The sequence below is a fragment of the Haloarcula halobia genome (assembly GCF_029338255.1).
Taxonomy (GTDB): Archaea; Halobacteriota; Halobacteria; order Halobacteriales; family Haloarculaceae; genus Haloarcula; species Haloarcula halobia.
This window is the reverse complement of sequence record NZ_CP119787.1, coordinates 3093111-3112165: the sequence shown is the minus strand read 5'-3', so window position 1 is coordinate 3112165 and position 19055 is coordinate 3093111. Positions and strand designations below refer to the sequence as shown.

Here is a 19055-nt window from a genome sequence, read left to right as displayed (position 1 = left end):
CCCGGGTCGCAAAAACTTATCGGGCGTTTACTGTTTTCACCGGCCGCTTGCGACTGCTCACCGGTCGCCCTCGCCGTCGGTGAGGACGGCCTCCAGGTCGGCCGGCGTCGACGCCGACCCGGCGACGGCGCCGTCCTCGACCAGCCGGGCGGTCCCGTCGCCCTCAGGGTCGGGGACGACGGCGGTCTCGTGGTCGACCAGGCGCAGCGCCGCCCGGTGGAGGTCCGTCCCGGCCGCGGTGCCGACGGTAACGTGGCGGGAGTCCTGGAGACGGGCCGCGACGGCGGCGTAGCCCGCCACTTCGACGCCCATGCGCTCGGCCGCGCCGGCGAACGATTCGACGGCCTCGCGGGCCGTCTCGCGGTACCGGTCGTCACCGGTCAGGGCCGCGAGGTCGACCAGCGCGTCGGCCAGTTCGACCGTCGCGTCCAGCGGGTGCAGCGACCGGCCACAGAGTCCGGCCCCGCTGTCGGGGCCGTCGCGGAACGCGCCACTCGCCTGCCGGCGGTGCTCGACGGTCCAGTCGGCGACGGCTTCGGCGGGGCCGGCCTCGCCCAGTACCTGCCAGCTCGTGGTCAGCCCCTGGAGCAGCTGGGCCTGGTCGCCCAGCAGCCCCGACTCGCTGTCCGCGCCGTCGTAGTGGGTCACCTCGCCGCCGTCGAGGAGCGTCGCACAGACGTGGTCCCGAGCGCGGCGGGCGTACGACGCCGCCCGCTCGTCGTCCGTGTAGGCGTGGTACCAGCACAGCGCGTCGACGGCCAGGCCGTTCCGGTCGGCGAACACCGTCTCGTCGACGTGGGGCGTGTCGGCGTCCTCGCGCTCGCCGGCGCTCATCCGGTAGTAGTCGTCGTCCCCGGCCTGGCTGCCGGCGAAGGCGTCGCCCGTCCAGAGGTCCGTCGTGAGGTACTCGACGGTCCGGTGGGCAGCGTCGCGGTAGGCCTCGGTCCCGGTGTACCGGTAGCCGAGCGCGAACGCCCGGACGAGCGCCGCGTTCTCGTCCAGCAGTTTCTCCCGGCGCGGGTTCCCCCAGTTGCGCTCGGTGGCGTACCGGTAGAAGCCGCCGTCGTAGGTGTCGAGCAGGTGGGTCCGGACCGCCTCGAGTGTGCGCGTCGCCTGGTCGCGCGCCCTGACCAGCGCGAACTCGATGGTCCGTGGCAGCGGGAACTTCACGTCTCCTCCCCAGCCGCCGAACTCGTCGTCGAACGACCCCAGCAGCTGCTCTATCATGTGCTCCTCGATGCGGGGACGCAGCGCGCCGGCCGGTGGCGCTTCGTCCTGCAGTTGTCTGGGGACCGACCCCGCGGCCTCGCCCCGGGCGTCCCAGGACTCCCGGACGCTGTCGAGGATGCCCCGGAACCCCTCGGGGCCGAGAAACGTCGCGCCCGTGATGACCTCGCCGGCGGGCGTCAGGAACACCGTCGACGGGAACCCGCCCATCGTGTAGCGCTCGCGGACCCGGGGGTTCCGGTCGGCGTCGACCCGGACGGGCACGAACCCGTCGTTGATGTTGGCCGCGATGCGTGGCTCGCCGAACGTCGCCCGGTCCATCGCCCGACACTCCGCGCTCCAGGGCACCGAGAGCGACAGCAAGACCGGCTTGCCGGCGCCGGCGGCGCGCTCGAAGGCCGCTGGCCCCCACTCGCGCCACTCGACTTTCGTGTCCGCCGCGAACTCGTCCATGGCGTCGTGTCGGTGACGGGCGTACAAATGCCCTCTCATGGGGGACGAAAGACCGAACTGTCGGCCGCCCCAGTTTCGGGTATGGCCAGCCAACAGGCCCGCGCCGCCGATTCGGGACCGGTCACGCCCGGGGACCGACCCCCGACGCTCGGGCGCGTCCCCTGGGTAGACAACACGCTCGCGATGCTCCGGGACCCGCTGGGTTTCTACGACCGCGTGGGCCGACACGAGGCCGACGTCGTCGGCTATCACGTCGCGCGGACGAGGGGCTACTTCGTCACGCATCCGGACCTCGTCGAGCAGGTGCTGGTCACCGACGCCAGCGACTACGAGAAAGGACAGCTGCTCTACGACACGCTCGGGCAGTTCATCGGCGAGGGCCTGTTCCTGCTCGAGGGTGAGGAGTGGCAGCGACAGCGGACGGCGCTCCAGCCCGCGTTCTACCGCGAGCGCATCGAGACGTACGGCGAGACGATGACCGGCTTCGCGAGCGAGACGGCCGACGGGTGGACCGACGGCCAGACGACGACCGTCCTGCCCGAGATGCAGTCGCTCACCCTCCGAATCCTCGGGAAGACGCTGCTCGACGTGGACGTCGACGCGACGGCCGCCGCGCTCGAACCGCTGCTGGACGCGCTCCGTGACCGACTCGACCCCCGGACGCTCTCTGCGTACCTCCCGCTGTCGGTGCCCACGCCCGTCAACCGACGGGTCCGGCGGACGCGGGCGGCCTTCGAGTCGACGCTCGACGAGGTCGTCGCCGCGCGCCAGCGCGAGGACGCCGCGACGCGCGAGGCCCGCGACGACGTGCTCTCCCTGCTGCTGTCGCTCGACGAGGAGACGATGGACCGGGAGCGTCTCTCTCACCAGCTGCTCACCTTCCTCGTCGCCGGGCACGACACGACGGCGCTGACGCTCACTTACGCCTGGTTCCTGCTGGCGAACCACCCCGACGCACAGCGGAAACTGCACGCCGAACTCGACGCGACGCTGGACGGCGCGGACCCGACGCCGGCGGACCTCTTCGAGTTGCCCTACCTCGATGACGTGCTCGCGGAGGTCCTGCGGCTCTACCCGCCCGCGTTCACCGTCTTCCGCCAGCCCACGACGCCGGTGACGCTGGGCGGCTACGACGTCGGCCCCGAGGCGCAACTGACGCTCCCGCAGTACCTCGTCCACCGCGATGCGCGGTGGTACGACGACCCCGACGCCTTCCGGCCCGAGCGCTGGACCGACGAGTTCGAGGCCGCCCTGCCCGACTACGCCTACTACCCCTTCGGCGGCGGGCCGCGTCACTGCATCGGGATGCGCTTTGCCCGCGTGGAGGCGAAACTCGCCATCGCGACCATCGCCCGGCGCTACCGGTTCGAGGCGGTCACCGAACCCCCGCTGGACCTCGCGATGCGCATCACGCTCTCGCCGGCCGACCCGGTCCGCGTGCGGGTCCACGAGCGCGAGTGAGCGGGGGGAGACCACGCACAGCCCCGACCGACAGTCTCGAAAGGCGTTTGGGGCCGGACCCACAATCACGGGTATGCTCCGGGTCATCGGGCTGCTGTTGCTCATCCCGCTGTTCGACATCGTCCTGCTGGTGACGGTCGCCATCCCCTTCTTCGGACCCCTGGTGACCGTCGCGCTGGTCGTGCTGACCGCGCTCGTGGGGATGTTGCTGGTCCGCGCGGAGGGCCGGGCCACCCTCCGAGCCATCCAGGAGAAGGTCGCGACCGGCGAACTCCCGACGAACGAGCTCATCGACGGCGGCCTGCTCATCGCGGCCGGCGCGTTCTTCCTCACGCCCGGCCTGGTGACGGACTTCGTCGGCCTGCTGCTCGCGGTGCCGGTCACCCGCTACCCCATCCGCGTGGGCCTCCGTCGGTGGGTCATCGTCCCCTACATCGACGCCCGGACCGGCGGCCTCGGTAGCGGCCAGATATACATCGGCGGCTTCCCCGACGAGGAGGGCGCGCCCACGGGCTCCGGTGCGACCGGTCCCGGTCCTGGCGGGGCCTCCGGCTCCGGTGGCGCCACTGGCACCGACGACCGCTCGAGCGGTTTCGACCCTGACCAGGCCACCGACGTCGATTTCGAGGAACGCGACAACTGACTGGCTGCTCCCTGGCGTGGTTTCCCACGCACCGCGGGGCGAAACGTTACCCTTTTCAATACCCCTCGGGTACACTCTGATGCGCTCACCTGGGCCAATAGCTCAATCAGGTTGAGCGCTCGGCTGATAACCGGGAGGCTCTCGGTTCAAATCCGAGTTGGCCCACTCCAATCGTGGTCGATTTCTATTTGACCTCATTGGGGCCTAAAACTCCCCAGCCAATCACTTTCCGCAAACTCACTCTTGAAGATAACTTTCTATATCCGTTGATTTGAACCGCACTTCTCGCGCAGCTGCTTGCTGTTGCTGGAAAACCTTAGCCGAGGTGCCTTCTACAGGCAATTGATGGACTACAAATTTGACCAAGACTGTTTGTACGGGTCGAGCTCCTTATACAGGGTCTTCGGTTTGTAATCTGCGACAGGGGAGTTCGGAGTTTTCGTTGGGTCGGGATCTCTTTCATCAAGCCGAGTTGAGAGCAATGCACCAATACCAATATCTGTATCTTCCCGCTTGTGTTTAGCAAACCTCCACATCAGTCTAATTGCCCTCTCTGTAGCATTGAATTCGTTATTAGGGACCTTGCTATATCGGACTGCTTCCTGCCGACCTTCACTGTCCCCTGTCCGGAGCACATCACTATTCCCGTCTGCCATGTACAGTCGGCCGAATGGCGACATATTAGTCGCAAGACAGAATATGTCAATCTCAATCTGTTCATCCTCAATTAGATATTCTACGTCCTCATCTACATAATCAGTCCAATATTCGATTAACTGTAATATTCCATCATTCACAGCGTCACTCCCTCCATCCTCATTTTCTGTCCCGTCTGCATCTTTCACCTCGTATACAATATTATGCTCACCGACAGTTAGTAAATCAGGAATCCTACTGTAGTTCGTTTTGAAGACACCGTATCCCGAATTGTTTGACTCGTTCCAATACACCGAAGCGTCGGTGTGGCGTTGAATCCACTGCGAGAGGTCGAGATATGTCTTTTTCTCACCCTCAAGATCCGGAGAATCTATCCAGTCACTCAAATCAGGGGAATTGTCGTTTGTCATTGCGCTATTTATTCACTGATGAATGATAATCTCGCCCGATGATAAAAAATCGGTCTCCTTGGATGGTGAGTGTGATTGTAAAATGAATTTTCCGACAGTAACTGGGTCAATCTTCGTGGCAAATACAGCGCGCAAGTGTCCCGTTAATCAAGGGGCACAGATTGGTTAGACCACATACCAAAATATTTCTACTTCTAAAAGATTACAGATATAATATGACTAACTCAGCCGTCATTTTATCAATCTTTGTCATTTCATTTTTGATTGGAAACCAAATGCATGAACGATACCACTATTGGGTAGGTCGATTTTTTGGGGCGAATCCTAAGTACGCCGGAAAACTTGCACCAGTCTTTCCCACTCGTACTGTGTTTCGAAATCGTGATGTTCTATCCAAGTGGGAAGTTCAGGCTGTAAGCATACCAGGTCATCTTTTCTTTGTACTTTTAGTGGTTCTCGCTATCATCCCTCAGTTCCCATCATCATACACAGGTTTTGCACTTGTGGGTGTTGCCGCAGGTGGCGGATTGATCTCATGGACAGATGATATGGCCGCAAGAAACCCGGAGATTTGGCTAAAATTCAACGATTGAATAGGGTTGGAAATTCTCTTTTCTTGACGATGGGACGGTGCTTTTGAACGATTGGTCCGATTTGAACGAACTGTGACAACTGTTGTTGCGGTTTCTATCTTCATCTGCACTGAATGATTCTGATAACTTTGCATTGAGGTGCGTGAACTAAGACATCATTCCCAAATCAGAATTCAAATATCCTCTAAATAGTCTTGACGCTGGTCTGCCTTCTGGCGCTCTGTACGCCGGCCGTAATGCTCCGCAAGCACATCGAGTCATGTTCATCCGGTCGCTACCACCCGACGACCTGTGCGACGAGTCGCCACCCGAACCGAACACGTTCGGGGACAGCGATTGGCCGCTGGGGACGGACTATCCCGCCATGGCAGCGGACACGACGGTCACCGAACTCGACGTCAGAGCCATCGACGGCGAACCGTTCCCCGAGATCGTCTCGGCACTCGAGACGCTCGGTCCCGAGGACACCCTCCGACTCGTCAGCGCCTTCGAACCGGTCCCCCTCTACGGCGTGCTGGAGACGCGGGGGTTCGCTCACGAGACGGAGCGAGTCGACAGTGACATGTGGCGTGTCATCATACAGCACGAGTGAGGCACACGACTGGTGACCCGCTCGCAACTCGTCTCCCAGGGGTCCCGGGGCTTCGTCGCCGCGAGCGCCGGCTTTCTGCTTGCCACCCACGTCGCGATGCTGCTGGACGCCGGTCGGCGGGTCGTCGTCCCGCTGGCGCTCTACGGCTTCGTCCTGCACGTGCTGTTCGGGAAGGCCTACGCGCTGGTCCCCTCGTACTTCGACCGGCCGCTCGCGGCCCCGTCGGCCCCGCTGGTCCAGCTCCCACTCTCGGTGCTCGGGGCCGCCGGCATCGCGCTCTCGCCGGTCGGCCCCGGGTGGGTCGGGCCGCTCGGCGTGGGCCTGTGGGCCGCCGGCGTCGCCGTCTTCGTCGCGACGCTCGGGTGGACGCTCCGTGACAACCTGACGGGCGCCGCCACGGGGACCGGCGGGGCCAACGCCCACCGCGAACCGGTCGACAGGGCGGCCAACGCCGTCGTTCCCGTCGCGCTGGGCTACCTCGTGGTCGGGACCGGCGGGCACCTGTGGACGGTGACCGGCGGGGCGCCGCTGGCGACGATGCAGGCGTCACACCTCCTCGCGGCCGGCACGGCGGCGCTGTTCGTCTTCGGCGTGGGCTTTCGGCTGTTCCCCCGGTTCCTCGTGGCGAGTCCGCCTCGCTCGCTGGTCGCCGTCGTGCTCCCGGCCGGAGCGGCCGGCCCCGCACTCCTCGGCTTCGGCCTGTTCGACCCGCGTGCCGTGCTCGTCGGGGGCGCGCTCGAGGCGCTCGCCGTCGTCGGGTTCGCGCTGGCCTACGTCGTCCTGTTCGTCCGCTCGGACCGCCGGCGGGTGGGCTTTTACGCGGTGCTGCTGGCCGTCCTCGCGGGCGTCGCCGGGGTGGCGCTGGCGCTCGCCACCCTCGTCGTCGGGCGCGACCCGGCGCTGGTGACCGCTCACTACCGGACGATGCTGCTGGGGTTCCTCGGGCTGACCGTCGTCGGCGCGGCCTACCAGTTCTACCCACCCACGGTCGGGCAGATACCGCTCGCGTCCGACCGGACGGCCCTGGCCTCGATCGCGCTGCTGGCCGGTGGCCTGGCGCTGCAGGTGGGGGGCGGCCCGGCCGGGGTACCGGTGCTCCAGACGGCGGGCGAGGCCGTCGCGCTCGGCGGGGCGCTCCTGTACGCGTGGCTGCTCACCGGGGCGTTCGCTCGACAGCGCGGCTGACCGGCTCAGTCCTCGACGATGCTGCCAAGCAGTTTCGTCTCGGCGGCCGCGAGGTGTTCGGCGAACGTCGAGACGGTGATGTCGAGCGCCTCGGCCACCTCGCCGGCGTTGGCGCCCTTCGGGTACTCGAAGTAGCCCATCTCGACGGCCGTCTCGAGCACCTCGCGCTGGCGGTCCGTGAGCTGGCCGCGGTCGATCAGCACGGAGTCCTCGCTGGCGGCGGTGCCGTTCTGTCTGAGCGAGCGCAGGGAGACATCCTCGTAGAGGTCGCGCATACGGGTCACGATGGCTCGAATCCGGTCGATGTCCGGGGCGTAGAACGTCAACAACAACTGGCCGTCCTCGGCCTGGACGTCCGAGACGGGACAGGCGAACTCCTCGATTGACTCGCAGGGACAGGTCACCGCCTGCTCCTCGAGACGGTACCGACCGCCCCGGTCGGCCTCGAACACCTGCTGGACGTCGGTCCGGTCCGCGACGGACCCGTCGTCCGTCACGGTGAACTCCTCGACCTCTCGCCCGTCGCTGCCCACGGTGCTCCGGGCGACGTTGGTCACCACCGTCCCGGCCTCCTCCGAGATGTTCGCGATGGGACAGGCCTCGCCGGAGTCGACCGCGAGCTCGACTCTGATCCCCGATGCGCTCATACCGGCACCTTTGACACACCGGTACAAAACGCTCCGCGTCAGTTCCCAGTGGCTGAAAAATCCCCTCAATCGGCCGGGTGCTGGTCGGGGACCGACCCGTCGAACCCCTCGGGGTCGTAGGCACACAGCGGGTCCGCCGCCAGCGGGTCGCCCGTCGTCGCGTAGGCCCGCGACCGGCTCCCGCCACAGACGCTCCGGTACTCGCAGGCCCCGCACTTCCCGGTGAGCGCGTCGTCGTCGCGGAGGCGCTGGAACAGCGACGAGTCGCGGTAGACGGAGACGACCGACGCCTCGCGGACGTTCCCGGCCGACTGCGGGAGGAAGCCCGACGGGTACACCTCGCCCGTGTGGCTGACGAAGGCGAACCCCTTGCCGGCCCGGACCCCGGTCCGCCGGCGCGGCGGGGTCGAGTCGCCTTCGCGGTCCTGGATGCCGACGCGGCGAAAGTGGGGAGCTTCGGTCGTCTTGACGCCGAACGGCGCCGCCTCGCGGACCTCGTGGAGCCACGCCATCACCCGCTCGGCCCGGGCCGGGTCGACGGGGGTCAGCACCCGGCCCCGGCCCACCGGCACGAGGAAGAAGACGGACCAGAGGACGGCCTCGAGTTCTTCGACCCGGTCGCGGATGGCCGGCAGTTCCGACACCGTCTCCGCACAGACGGTGGTGTTGACCTGCAGCGGGATGTCGAGGTCACGGGCCGCCTCGGCGGCCGCCATGGTCGACTCGAAACTGCCCGAGACGCCCCGGAACCCGTCGTGAGCGGCCTCGCTGGCGCCGTCCAGCGAGAGCGCCAGCCGCTTGAGGCCGGCCGCCGACAGGTCGGCCAGTCGCTCGCGGGTGAGCGACGACGTCCCGCTCGGCGTCAGCGTCATCCGCAGGCCCCGGTCCGTGCCGTACTCGACCAGGTCGGCCACGTCGTCGCGGGCCAGCGGGTCCCCGCCGGAGAGGACGACCAGCTGCCCGTCGCCGAACTCGGACGCGTCCTCGAGCAGCGTCTCGCCCTCCGCCGTGGAGAGTTCCTCGGGATGGCGCTGTGGTTTCGCGTCGGCCCGGCAGTGCTTGCAGGCCAGCCCACAGGCCTGGGTCACCTCCCAGATGAGCACCAGCGGCCGCTCGTCGACGGCGACTCCCGGAGTCATCGGCCACCGACCTGAGCGCGGGTGACGTGCCCGCCACAGCCACACTGCTTGACGTACTCGGTTGCTACGTCCGCGCCGAACTCCTCGTCCAGTGCGTCGAAGAGATAGGTCTCCGGGTGGCCGTGGTCCGCGTGGGTCACGAGATTGACGTGGTTCCCGGGTCGGGTACGCTCGACGGCGGTGATGGCCTGTTCGACGACTAGCGTGCGGTCCCCGGCGTGGACCGGCCGTTCGAGGTTCGCCGACCAGGAGTTGTCGTGGACCGACTCGGTGACCGGCGGGACGTCTGTCTCGGGCATGTCCGTCGATAGCACCGCCATCCCCCTCTGTCCTCTCCCGCAGATGTTCGGGTGTTTAACCGGGCCCGGTCACGCCGCGACCTGGCGCTCGAGCCAGTCCAGCTGGGCGGTCAGTTCCTTGCGACGCTGCCGTTCCACGATGGTCGCGTCCAGCACCTCGCCGATGACCGCGAAGTCGACGGCGCTGAACTCGGTGGTGGCAGTCACCTCGGTCCCCTCGGGTACGTCCTCGACGGTGTACTCGGTTCGCATCGTCTCGAAGACGCCCTCGCGTTGCTCGTAGGCGAGGACCGCTCCCTCGACGTCGACGACCTCGAGTTGCAGTTCGATGTCGAACAGTCCCATCCGGTTTTGCAGGGTGATACGGTCGCCGTCGACGGTCACGTTATCCAGGCCCAGCGCGTCCATGAACGACTGGACGTCCGTTATCAGGGCCCTGACCGTCTCCGGGTCGGCGTCGACCGTCCGCGAAAGCGTGACCCGTTCCATGGTCGAACCCGGCCGCCGAGGCTGATAAGCCTTGGCCGGTCCCGAACGGGTTCGGCCCGTCATTTACGGGGGCTTCGGCGGGCAAGTGATATAACTGCGGGCGGACAATACGAACATGTTCGGGAACACACCCTCGATAGTAGGGGAATATATTCGGACACACGATGCCACGCGCAGAACTCTCGCTTACGATACCGGAGGGGACCTGGATCGGCGACATCTCGCGGAGCCACGACGTCACCTTCCGCATCCTCGCGGCCCTGCCGGGCGACGAGTCTGGCGTCGGCCTCGCCGAGGTGACCGCGACGGAGCTGCCGGCGGTGCTTGCCGACGTCGAACGGCGCGACGTGGTGACCTCGATGAAGATCCTCTCCCACCGCGACGACACGGCGCTGATACAGTTCGAGACGTCGATGCCCTTGCTGCTCTTTCCCGTCCAGGGCTCGGGCATCCCGCTGGAGATGCCCTTCACGCTCGAGGACGGCGAGGCCTCCTGGGAGGTGACGGCGCCCCAGGAACGACTCTCACAGCTGGGCGACCAGCTCGACGAGTTCGGCATCCCGTTTCAGGTCGAGCGCCTCCACCAGCGTATCGAGTCCGAACAGCTGCTCACCGACAGCCAGCTGGAACTCGTCGAAGCCGCCGTCGAGCAGGGTTACTACGACACGCCACGGGACTGCTCGCTGACGGACCTGGCCGAGGCCGTCGGCATCGCGAAGTCCACCTGTAGCGAGACGCTCCACCGGGCCGAGGAGAAGATCATCAAGCAGTTCGTCGACGAGCGCTGACCCGCGCGGGAAGTCGAAGCGCGTAAGAATCCCCTCCGAGATTGTGCTGACATATGAGCACCGACGCCGACGGCACACACAAGAACGCCGAGCAGGACGTCATCGCGGTGGACGCCGACGACAACGAGCAGGGACTGGTCAACCGGCTCGAGGCCCACACCGGCGACGGCATCCGTCACCGGGCGTTCACGGCGCTCCTGTTCGACGAGGACGACAACGTGCTGCTCGCCCAGCGGGCCGCGACCAAGCGCCTGTGGGACACCCACTGGGACGGCACCGTCGCCTCCCACCCCGTCGAGGGCCAGAGCCAGGTCGAGGCGACGAAGGAACGACTCGACGACGAACTGGGAATCTCGCCCGACCAGTACGACGACCTCCGGGTGACCGATCGCTTCGAGTACAAGCGCTACTACGAGAACGCCGGCCTCGAGTGGGAGGTCTGTGCGGTCCTGCAGGCGACGCTGACCGACACGACGCTGGACCCGAACCCCGAGGAGGTCGACGGCCTCATGTGGGTCCCCTACGACCGCCTGCAGGACCACCCCGAGTACTACCGGCAACTGCGCCTCTGTCCCTGGTTCGAGATCGCCATGCGACGGGACGACGACCGCTAGCCATATCTCACGGCCCGAATCCGTGAGCGCACGGTGTTCGCCGGGTCCTCTGGGACGTCCTCGCGGCGCTCGGTCTCGTCGCCGCCTCACCCCTGGTCGGCCCGGGGCAACTCGATCTCGACGGTCGTCCCCGGCCCGTCGGCGAACGACATGGTCCCGCCGACGTTCCGGACGACCCACTTCACGAGCCACAGACCGACCCCCGACCCGTGCTGGAGCGGCGTCTCCTCCCCGGCGTTGATGACCTCGCGCTCGTGGTCGGCGATGCCCGGCCCGTCGTCGTGGACGCGGACGCTCACCCCATCGTCGCCTGCCTCGACGTCGATGGTCACCGTTACGGGGCCGGCGCTGTGTTCGACGGCGTTGTCGACCAGTTCCTCGAAGGCGAGCGTCAGCGACGGCCCGGCCAGCACGCGAAGGCCGTCCGGGCAGTCACAGACCACCTCCGCATCCGGGTAGCGCTGACGCGCCTCGGTGACGACGGGGTCGACGAGGTCCGCCACGGTCAGCGGCCGGGGCGTCTCGGATTCGAGTGCCTCGGAGACGGCGCCGATCTTGTCGCTCCGGTCGACCACCTCGTCCACCGTCGAGAGGATGCGGTCGATGCGCTCGTGGCCGTCGGCGTCGGCGTGGTCCGCGAGCAGGTCGGCGTTGCCCCGGACGACGTTCATCTCGTTGCGGATGTCGTGGCGGAGCAAGCGGTTGAGGACCGTGATGCGCTGCTCTCGCTGGCGGCGCTCGGTGACGTCCCGCAGGCTGACGAGGTGCCCCGAGACCGCACCGTAGGTCCGGTACAGCGGTGTCACGCGGACGTCGTAGTAGCGGACCGCGCCGTCGTGTTCGAGGCGCGTCTCGGTGTGGGCGTGCTCGTCGAGGCCGGGGATGGCTGTGGCCAGTTCGGGCCGCTCGTCCTCGAGCAGGCGGCCCAGCAGGGCGACCGGGTCGGCGCCGAAGAGGTCCGCGGCGGCGGCGTTGACGTCGACGATGCGCCCGGCCTCGTCGACGATGACGACCCTGTCGTCCATCTCCTCGAGGATGGCCTCCCGTCCCAGATCGCGGGTGACCGGCGCCACGTCGAGCAACTGCCCGCCGAGGATCGCCGCCGAGAGGACGACCCCCGAGACGACGTAGCCCAGGCTCGTCGGATCGAACGAGGGGGGGAGCACCGCGAGCAGGTGCAGCGAGTGGGCGGCCATCGGTACCGTGATGACGGCCACGAGCGCGACGCCCTGGGTCTGGAACAGCTGGTTCGTCCGCATCATCAACCGCGCGAGGAGGACAGCCCCGACCAGCACCAGCGCCAGGACGTACGCCAGGTGGGCCCAGCGGACCAGCCCCCAGACAGGCGCGAGCGCGCTCAACTCGCCGCGGCTCGCCGTCTCGAGCCCGCGCCAGACCAGGCCGTGCGAGGGATTGGACCACACCAGCGTGACGAAGACGGCCGGTTCGACCAGCAGCAGACCCACCCGGCGCCGGCTCAACCAGTGTGGGTGGCCGGTGTACTCGAGGACGGCGACGAGCCAGGCGATGGGCACGACGACAGACAGCGTCAGCTGGATCTGGAGGAGCCACTGCATCGTCGCCAGGTCGTGGACGGCCAGTTCCAGCCCGTAGGCGATCGTCCAGAGGCTCGCGGCGACGACGAACGTCGCGAGCGGGCCGGCGCCGGGCCGGTCGCGATGGAGCCAGACCAGGAACGCGACGCCCATACCGACGACGGACGCGAGCAGGACGGCCGCGAGAGTCGCCAGCGCCATGTTGGTCGGTCTACCGTGGACGCCCTGATAAGGATTCCTCGGCGATTACACGGGTTGAAAATCGGCGTCACTCCGCCCGCGAGCGCAGCGCCGACCAGACGGCGATGGCCGCCAGCAGGAACGCGGGCACCAGCGGGAGCGTCAGGTACGCCGCCCTGAGCGTCAGGCCGAGCGACGCGACGACACCCTGGGCGGCCGGGAGCACGAGGATGGCGCCGGGGACGATCAGGAACGCCACGACGACCATCCCGACGAGCGTCCACCCGTGCCAGCCGAACTCGTCGCTCGTGCCGGCCTGTTTCGGCGGTTCCCCGCTCGGGCGATGGACGTACCCTTCGGTGTCGGTCCCGGTCTCGGTCTCTCGTTCGCCGGTCGCCGCGTCCGAATCAGCCACCGGACTCACCGTCCGGCCCTGCGGTGACGACCCCGGCCCGTTCGCGGACGCCACGGGCGCCGCTGGAAACCGCCCGGTGTGCGTGTCCCGCGTCCTGCACTGCCTCCATACCTCGCTGTCGGACCAGCGAGCGCAAAACGCTGGCGGTCCGGCGCGTCTACTCGGGCGGCCCGTCACCGATGTCGACCAGCGCTGTCCTGTGGCCGTACGTCTCGCCGTGGCCGTCCTGCTCGTCGAGCGCGGCGTCGTGTTCGGGGAAGATGCTCTCGAACGCACACTCCCGACAGACCAGATGATACAGCCCGCTCATCGACGACCGTATCCAGGGGTGAATGGATGAAATTTTCGGACGAACGACGATGAACTAAGAGCCGACTACCCGCGGTGCAGGACGAACAGTACCAGCGCCAGCACTACTCCGACCACCGGGAGCGCGCGCTCGGCCGCGTCCCACATCGAGAACACGCCGACCGCGCCGCCGGCGGTGGCGGTCGGCGTGGCCAGCGGGTCGGTGCCCGCCTTTACCTCCGCCGCGTCGTCGGTGCCGTCCCCGTCGGTGTCGGCGTCGGTCGGGTCGGTCCGGAGTTCGTCCTCGCGGCCGTCGTGCAGGCCGTCGCCGTCCGTATCGGCGACCGTCGGGTCCGTCTCACCGGCCACCTCCTCGGCGTCGCGCAGGCCGTCGCCGTCCGTATCGGCGACCGTCGGGTCGGTCCCGACCGCGAGTTCGCGGCCATCGCTCAGGCCGTCGCCGTCGGTGTCCCCGACTGTGGGGTCGGTCCCGACCGCGAGTTCGCGGCCGTCGCTCAGGCCGTCGCCGTCGGTGTCCGGGGTGAACGGTCCGGTCCCTGCCGCCCGCTCCTCGTCGTTGGTGAGGCCGTCGTCGTCGTGGTCGTCGATGCGCACGCCGGCGTACAGCCACGGATCGTCGGGCAGCGTCTCGTCGTGGCGCCCGGTCATCACCCGGTCGAGGAGCGCATCGAGGTTCCGGCCGGCCACCCGCTCGACGATGTCGGCGAACACCGCCCGGGTAATCTCGCCGTCGTGGCTGTTCATCCAGTACATGACCTGCTGGAAGGTCTGCTCGCCGTCGGTCTCCCGCTGGATGCGCGCGTCGAGGAGTGCCACGACGCGGGCCCCCTTCGAGTACTCGACGTCTGCGTCGGACCACGATTCCGGGGCCGTCAGGTCCGCCCCGGCGTCGGTCGTGTCGGTGACGTGCTGGCGGAACGACCGGTAGGTGACGCCGCCGGTGCGCAGGGCGACGAACGCCGCGTAGTACTCGGCACTCCCCTCGTCGATCCACGCCATCTCACGACTGGCGTCGTAGGCCTGGCGCTCGTGGACGTACTCGTGTATCCAGGTGTTGTCGAGCGTGCCCGTCTGACTGCCCTCGTGCACCCAGTAGGACCCCGACGACCCGGCCGCGCCGCCGCCCCGTATCGGATCGGGCGCGACGAAGACCGTGAGGTCGTCCGTGCGCGGCGCGATGCGGAGCTCACGCATCCCGGCCAGGAGTGTCGTCTCGATGGCCGTCCGGTTCTCCCGAAGGTCGGCCTGGTCCGGAACGACGACACGGACGGCCCCGGCGTCGGTCTCGTTGCGGAACGTCTCGTGGGGGCCCAGATGAACCCGGAAGTCAGTCGCGACCCCCGGTTGCCCGTCGGCGACGCGGTACTCGGGCTCGAACACCGGCTGCTGGCCCGTATACCACCATCTGGCGGACGGCGTCACCGCCCCAGTGCCGAACTGTGCCCACTCGTCGGTGCCGTAGCCCGAGCGCCCGAACCCGTCACCGTGCATCGCCGAGGCCTGATACGTGACGCTCGGATCCGAAGGCTGCCCGTCCCACGTCAGGACGGTCCGGCCGTCTTCCGTCTCGCTCGCGAAGCCACGGTCGCCGGTCACCACGGCGTCCGCCGGGAGGTACAGTTTCAGTTTCGACAGCGTCGCCGGCGGGTCGACAGAGACGGTGACGCGGACGACGCCCGGGTCGTCCGGAAGCCGCTCGAACGTGTACGTCGGCGAGAGTACCGGCTGACTCGCCGCCAGCGCCCGCGATTCGCCCGGTTCCACCGTGCCCACCCCATCCGTCGGCTGTGCGAGTGCAGGCCCGACGGCCGACGTCACCAGGAGCAGCCCGACGAGCACCGCCATCCCGTGCCAGCTCATCCAGCTGCCCTCCTCGGGTGGTCGGTTAATATCTTGGCCCCCGGCTATCAGCGACGAAACTGGCCCCAGTGCCGAACTGGCTCACCCGCGCGTTATCTGGATAAGGCCGCGCTTGACCGCATCCATGAACCGGTCGTCGAGGGTCATCTCCTCCCACTCGTCGGGGCGCTCTTCCGCCGGAATCTCGGTCAGCGACTCGAGCAGCGACTCGTGGACGAACCGACCGTGTTCTCCACACTCGGCACAGGTGCGGATGAGCGACTTGACGGCGAACTCTCGCTCGACGGTCGCTTCACACCTGGCACAGACGTACGTCTCTGACACACTCCCAGCTACGTGCCCCTGCTATTCGGGTGTTGTGACTCGCGGACGTCGCCGGCCCCCGTCGGGACCTTACGAGGCGGTGCTGGCGCCTGCCGGTTCCGCGCTCCGCTGCCGGCGCACGTACAGCAACGGGAGCATGACGAGCGCCGCCGTCGGCACGGTCACGACGAGGACGACTGCGATCAGGATGCCGCCAGTCGCCACCAGTCGCGGTCCCCACACGAACGCGTAGACGACCAACCAGCACAACGTCGTCCCGAGCGCGGTCACCGCGCCGGCGGCAGCGCCACGGCGGTACGAGCAGGCACCGTCACGCTCAACGACTGCCCACCAGGCGGCGGCCCGCTTCGGTCCCACTCCGCGCCGGGGTCGGTCACCGAGCCGGTTCCACTTTTTGCGTCGGGGTGGTTGCGCCGCTCACACCCCCTCCGCAAAAACCTGGGGAAAAGCGCGAATCGCTCGCGATTCGCGGGAAACCGCGCCGGATGCGCGGGACGGTCAGCTCAGTCCCACTTCGCGCCGGGGTTGGTTACCGCGCCGTTGGCTGCCGACCCGAACGCCTGCTCGTACTTCGCCAGCACGCCGTTCGTGTAGGGCGGGTCCGGTTCGCCGCGTGCCTCGAGGCGCCGTTCGATCTCCTCGTCGGAGAGGTCGACCGCGAGCGTCCGGTCGGGGATGTCGACGGTGACGGTGTCGCCGTCCTGCAGGGCACCGATGGGGCCGCCGACGTAGGCCTCGGGGGCGACGTGGCCGATCATCGGGCCGCGGGTCGCACCGGAGAACCGGCCGTCGGTCAAGAGTGCCACGTCGTCCTCGTGGCCCGCGCCGACGACGGCGGCGGTGACGCCGAGCATCTCGCGCATCCCGGGGCCGCCGCGTGGCCCCTCGTTGCGGATGACGATGACGTCGCCGGACTCGATCTCGCCGGTCTGGACGTACTCCATGGCCGCTTCCTCGTCCTCGAAGACGCGGGCCGGGCCCTCGTGGTGGAACTTGTCGTCGCCGGTCACCTTCAGGACGCCCCCGTCGGGCGCGAGGTTGCCGGTCAGGATCTTGATGGCGCCCTCCGCCTGGTAGGGGTCGTCGACCGTGTAGAGGTAGTCCTCGTCGATAGCGTCGTCGTCGGGGAGTTTACCCTGCTCGTCGAGGTGGGCGAGTTCCTCAGCGATGGTCCGGCCGGTGACGGTCATCGCGTCGCCGTGGAGCAGGTCGGCCTCGAGCAGACGGCGGACGACGACCGGGACGCCCCCGACCTCGAAGAGGTCGTTCATCACGCGGGTACCGCCTGGCTGGAGGTTCGCGATCTTGGGCGTCCGCCGCGAGATCTCGTCGAACTCCTCGATGGAGAGGTCGATGTCGGCCTCCGCCGCGAGTGCGAGCAGGTGGAGGACGGCGTTCGTCGAGCCGCCGATGGCCACCTGCAGGGCGATGGCGTTCTCGAACGATTCCTTCGTGAGGATGTCCGATGGCTTGCGGTCGTGCTCGATGGCGTCCAGCACGAGGTCGCCGGCGCGTTCGGCCACGTCGTAGCGCTCCTCGTGTTCCGCGGGCGGGGCGGCCGATCCGAGCGGGGCCAGCCCCAGCGCCTCGGAGATAGATGCCATCGTGTTGGCGGTGAACATCCCGCCACAGGAGCCCGCACCGGGACAGGCGTGGCGCTCCATCTCGTCGAGTTCGTCCTCGCTCATGTCGCCCTCGGCGACGGCGCCGACGCCCTCGAAGACGTTCTGGATGGTGACCTCGCGCCCGTCGTGTTCGCCGGGCATGATCGAGCCGCCGTAGAGGAAGACGCTCGGGAGGTCCGTCCGGATGGCGGCCATCATCATCCCCGGGAGGTTCTTGTCACAGCCCGCGACGGTGACCAGGCCGTCCATGCGCTCGCCGAAGGCGACCAGTTCCACGGAGTCGGCGATGATCTCCCGGGAGATGAGGCTCGCCTTCATCCCCTCGGTCCCCATCGAGATGGCGTCGGAGATGGTGATGGTGCCGAACTCGATGGGCATCCCGCCGTTGTCGTCGACGCCCTCGTAGGCGGCGTCCGCGACGTCGTCTAGGTGAACGTTACAGGGAGTGATGTCGGCCGCCGGGTTGGCGAGGCCGACCATCGGGGATGCGAGGTCCTCGTCGTCGTACCCCATCGCGCGGAACATCGCTCGGTGCGGGGCGCGTTCGGTCCCCTCTGTCACGTCGTTGCTCGGGAGGTCCGGGTCCTTGCCCGGACGCTCGCGGCCGTCCTGCTGGCTCATGTTCGGGAGTTGCCGCCGGGCACCTTAAGGACACGGACTATCGTGTTCGGTCCCGCGCCGCTCACTCCTCGGTTTCGCCGCCGTCGGCGTGGGCAGCCAGCGAGTCGTAGATCCGGCGCTCGATCTCGCTCGGGTCCGGTTTGTCCTCGCGGTCGGCGAGCCGGCCGGTGACGTAGGTGAGCACGCCGAGATCCTGGAGCAACTGCCGGGTTGCTTTCATCTCCAGGTCCAGCGCGAGCTGGACGCCGTGGAGCGAACTCGACGCCGCGACGGCGTCCCGGACCGACTCGGGCGTGACGCCTTCGGGGAGGTCGACCCCCTCGAACTCCGGCGTCCCGTCGTCGGCTTCGGCGAGTGGGGTCGGCTCCGTGTCGTCGTCCCCCTCGGCCGCCGCCTCGTCGCTCTCCGGCGTCTCGTCGGCCGCGTCGTCGGCATCCGACTCGCTGTTCGAGGTGCTGGGTTCGTGGATACCGTGTTTCATCATGTTCCGGCGCACCGTCTGGGCGGTCACGTCCACGTCGAGCGCCTCGGTCATCTCCGCGAACGAGTCGTACGTCTCGTAGACCTCCCGGAGCAGTTCGGGGTCCTTGTACGGCGGTGGTCCGCTCGGCGCGTCGTCCCCACTGTCGGACTGCTCGGCGACCGCTGGTTCCACCGGTGCTTGCTCCGACAACTCGGCGACGTCGAACGTCATCGAGACGTCGACGCAGACGCGGCCGTCGCGGTACTCGGCGTCGGCGACGTCGATGGTCTCGGCCCCTGTCGAGAGGTCGAACGGGAGCGCCACCCGCATCGTGGTCGAGGGGTCCTCGCCCTCCGTCGTCGCCGACACGCTCTCTACGTCCACGCCCTCCGCCCGTTGGTCCTCGAGGAGGCGAGCGAGCGCGTGCAGCGAGGCATCAATCGACATGCCCTCCGGAGAGATTCTGCTGGAGATGATGTACCTTTCGCCGGTTCTGTCAGCCGTG

The 19055-nt window shown here is 67.8% G+C and carries 21 protein-coding genes and 1 tRNA gene; 8 read left to right on the top strand and 14 right to left on the bottom strand.

Annotated elements, in window-relative coordinates:
• Window positions 1-57 precede the first annotated feature (57 nt).
• Entirely contained in the window at window positions 58-1680 is a 1623-nt protein-coding gene (locus P1K88_RS16425) for a DUF255 domain-containing protein (RefSeq protein WP_276411302.1), read from the bottom strand.
• Between the two features lie 81 nt (window positions 1681-1761).
• On the opposite strand from P1K88_RS16425, the gene P1K88_RS16420 reads away from it, so the two are divergent.
• The 3 genes from P1K88_RS16420 (at window position 1762) to P1K88_RS16410 (ending at window position 3949) form a co-directional block, all read left to right on the top strand.
• Window positions 1762-3141 (top strand): cytochrome P450, encoded by a 1380-nt coding sequence (locus tag P1K88_RS16420; protein ID WP_276411301.1) that lies wholly within the window; start codon window positions 1762-1764, stop codon window positions 3139-3141.
• 73 nt (window positions 3142-3214) lie between these two features.
• On the top strand, window positions 3215-3784 hold the full coding sequence (locus tag P1K88_RS16415) for an FxsA family protein (RefSeq protein WP_276411300.1): 570 nt from the start codon (window positions 3215-3217) through the stop codon (window positions 3782-3784).
• Between the two features lie 91 nt (window positions 3785-3875).
• Window positions 3876-3949 (top strand) — tRNA-Ile (locus P1K88_RS16410).
• Window positions 3950-4134: 185 nt separating this feature from the next.
• Here P1K88_RS16410 and P1K88_RS16405 read toward each other — a convergent pair.
• Window positions 4135-4851, bottom strand: a complete 717-nt coding sequence (locus tag P1K88_RS16405; RefSeq protein ID WP_276411299.1) for a hypothetical protein — start codon at window positions 4849-4851, stop codon at window positions 4135-4137.
• 215 nt (window positions 4852-5066) lie between these two features.
• Between P1K88_RS16405 and P1K88_RS16400 the strand changes: the two genes are divergently transcribed.
• The 3 genes from P1K88_RS16400 (at window position 5067) to P1K88_RS16390 (ending at window position 7221) form a co-directional block, all read left to right on the top strand.
• A complete protein-coding gene (locus tag P1K88_RS16400) occupies window positions 5067-5444 on the top strand; it encodes a hypothetical protein (RefSeq protein WP_276411298.1) in 378 nt (125 codons plus the stop codon).
• 364 nt (window positions 5445-5808) lie between these two features.
• Complete coding sequence (locus P1K88_RS16395; protein WP_276411297.1) at window positions 5809-6036, top strand: DUF2249 domain-containing protein; 228 nt, start codon at window positions 5809-5811, stop codon at window positions 6034-6036.
• Between the two features lie 96 nt (window positions 6037-6132).
• Window positions 6133-7221 carry a hypothetical protein gene (locus P1K88_RS16390; protein ID WP_379786721.1) on the top strand — a complete coding sequence of 363 codons (1089 nt, stop codon included), beginning with the start codon at window positions 6133-6135 and terminating at the stop codon, window positions 7219-7221.
• A gap of 5 nt (window positions 7222-7226) precedes the next feature.
• On the opposite strand, the gene P1K88_RS16385 is transcribed toward P1K88_RS16390, so the two are convergent.
• From P1K88_RS16385 to P1K88_RS16370, 4 genes are all read right to left on the bottom strand, one after another.
• Window positions 7227-7868 carry a helix-turn-helix domain-containing protein gene (locus tag P1K88_RS16385; RefSeq protein ID WP_276411295.1) on the bottom strand — a complete coding sequence of 214 codons (642 nt, stop codon included), beginning with the start codon at window positions 7866-7868 and terminating at the stop codon, window positions 7227-7229.
• A 65-nt stretch (window positions 7869-7933) separates the two neighbouring features.
• Window positions 7934-9007 carry a TIGR04053 family radical SAM/SPASM domain-containing protein gene (locus P1K88_RS16380; RefSeq protein ID WP_276411294.1) on the bottom strand — a complete coding sequence of 358 codons (1074 nt, stop codon included), beginning with the start codon at window positions 9005-9007 and terminating at the stop codon, window positions 7934-7936.
• Window positions 9004-9306, bottom strand: coding sequence for a CGCGG family putative rSAM-modified RiPP protein (locus P1K88_RS16375; RefSeq protein ID WP_276411293.1), 303 nt, complete (start codon window positions 9304-9306; stop codon window positions 9004-9006). The genes P1K88_RS16380 and P1K88_RS16375 overlap by 4 nt, the downstream gene beginning before the upstream one ends.
• A gap of 69 nt (window positions 9307-9375) precedes the next feature.
• A complete protein-coding gene (locus tag P1K88_RS16370; RefSeq protein ID WP_276411292.1) occupies window positions 9376-9795 on the bottom strand; it encodes an SRPBCC family protein in 420 nt (139 codons plus the stop codon).
• Window positions 9796-9959: 164 nt separating this feature from the next.
• On the opposite strand from P1K88_RS16370, the gene P1K88_RS16365 reads away from it, so the two are divergent.
• Both P1K88_RS16365 and P1K88_RS16360 read left to right on the top strand, forming a co-directional pair.
• The gene (locus P1K88_RS16365) at window positions 9960-10583 is read left to right on the top strand and encodes a helix-turn-helix domain-containing protein (RefSeq protein ID WP_276411291.1); all 624 of its coding nucleotides are present in this window, start codon (window positions 9960-9962) and stop codon (window positions 10581-10583) included.
• A gap of 53 nt (window positions 10584-10636) precedes the next feature.
• Window positions 10637-11197, top strand: coding sequence for an isopentenyl-diphosphate Delta-isomerase (locus P1K88_RS16360; protein WP_276411290.1), 561 nt, complete (start codon window positions 10637-10639; stop codon window positions 11195-11197).
• A gap of 86 nt (window positions 11198-11283) precedes the next feature.
• Here the strand turns inward: P1K88_RS16360 and P1K88_RS16355 are convergent, their stop codons facing one another.
• The 8 genes from P1K88_RS16355 to P1K88_RS16320 form a co-directional block, all read right to left on the bottom strand.
• Complete coding sequence (locus P1K88_RS16355) at window positions 11284-12954, bottom strand: histidine kinase N-terminal 7TM domain-containing protein (RefSeq protein WP_276411289.1); 1671 nt, start codon at window positions 12952-12954, stop codon at window positions 11284-11286.
• Window positions 12955-13021: 67 nt separating this feature from the next.
• Entirely contained in the window at window positions 13022-13348 is a 327-nt protein-coding gene (locus P1K88_RS16350; protein WP_276411288.1) for a DUF7977 family protein, read from the bottom strand.
• Between the two features lie 157 nt (window positions 13349-13505).
• Window positions 13506-13658 (bottom strand): hypothetical protein, encoded by a 153-nt coding sequence (locus P1K88_RS16345; protein ID WP_276411287.1) that lies wholly within the window; start codon window positions 13656-13658, stop codon window positions 13506-13508.
• Between the two features lie 65 nt (window positions 13659-13723).
• A complete protein-coding gene (locus tag P1K88_RS16340; RefSeq protein ID WP_276411286.1) occupies window positions 13724-15517 on the bottom strand; it encodes a M61 metallopeptidase family protein in 1794 nt (597 codons plus the stop codon).
• Between the two features lie 81 nt (window positions 15518-15598).
• The gene (locus P1K88_RS16335; RefSeq protein WP_276411285.1) at window positions 15599-15841 is read right to left on the bottom strand and encodes a hypothetical protein; all 243 of its coding nucleotides are present in this window, start codon (window positions 15839-15841) and stop codon (window positions 15599-15601) included.
• A 69-nt stretch (window positions 15842-15910) separates the two neighbouring features.
• Window positions 15911-16198 carry a hypothetical protein gene (locus P1K88_RS16330; RefSeq protein ID WP_276411284.1) on the bottom strand — a complete coding sequence of 96 codons (288 nt, stop codon included), beginning with the start codon at window positions 16196-16198 and terminating at the stop codon, window positions 15911-15913.
• Window positions 16199-16344: 146 nt separating this feature from the next.
• A complete protein-coding gene (ilvD, locus tag P1K88_RS16325) occupies window positions 16345-18087 on the bottom strand; it encodes a dihydroxy-acid dehydratase (protein WP_276411283.1) in 1743 nt (580 codons plus the stop codon).
• Between the two features lie 61 nt (window positions 18088-18148).
• Window positions 18149-18997: a DUF8073 domain-containing protein gene (locus tag P1K88_RS16320; protein ID WP_276411282.1), complete on the bottom strand. Its 849-nt coding sequence runs from the start codon at window positions 18995-18997 to the stop codon at window positions 18149-18151.
• Between the last annotated feature and the right edge of the window lie 58 nt (window positions 18998-19055).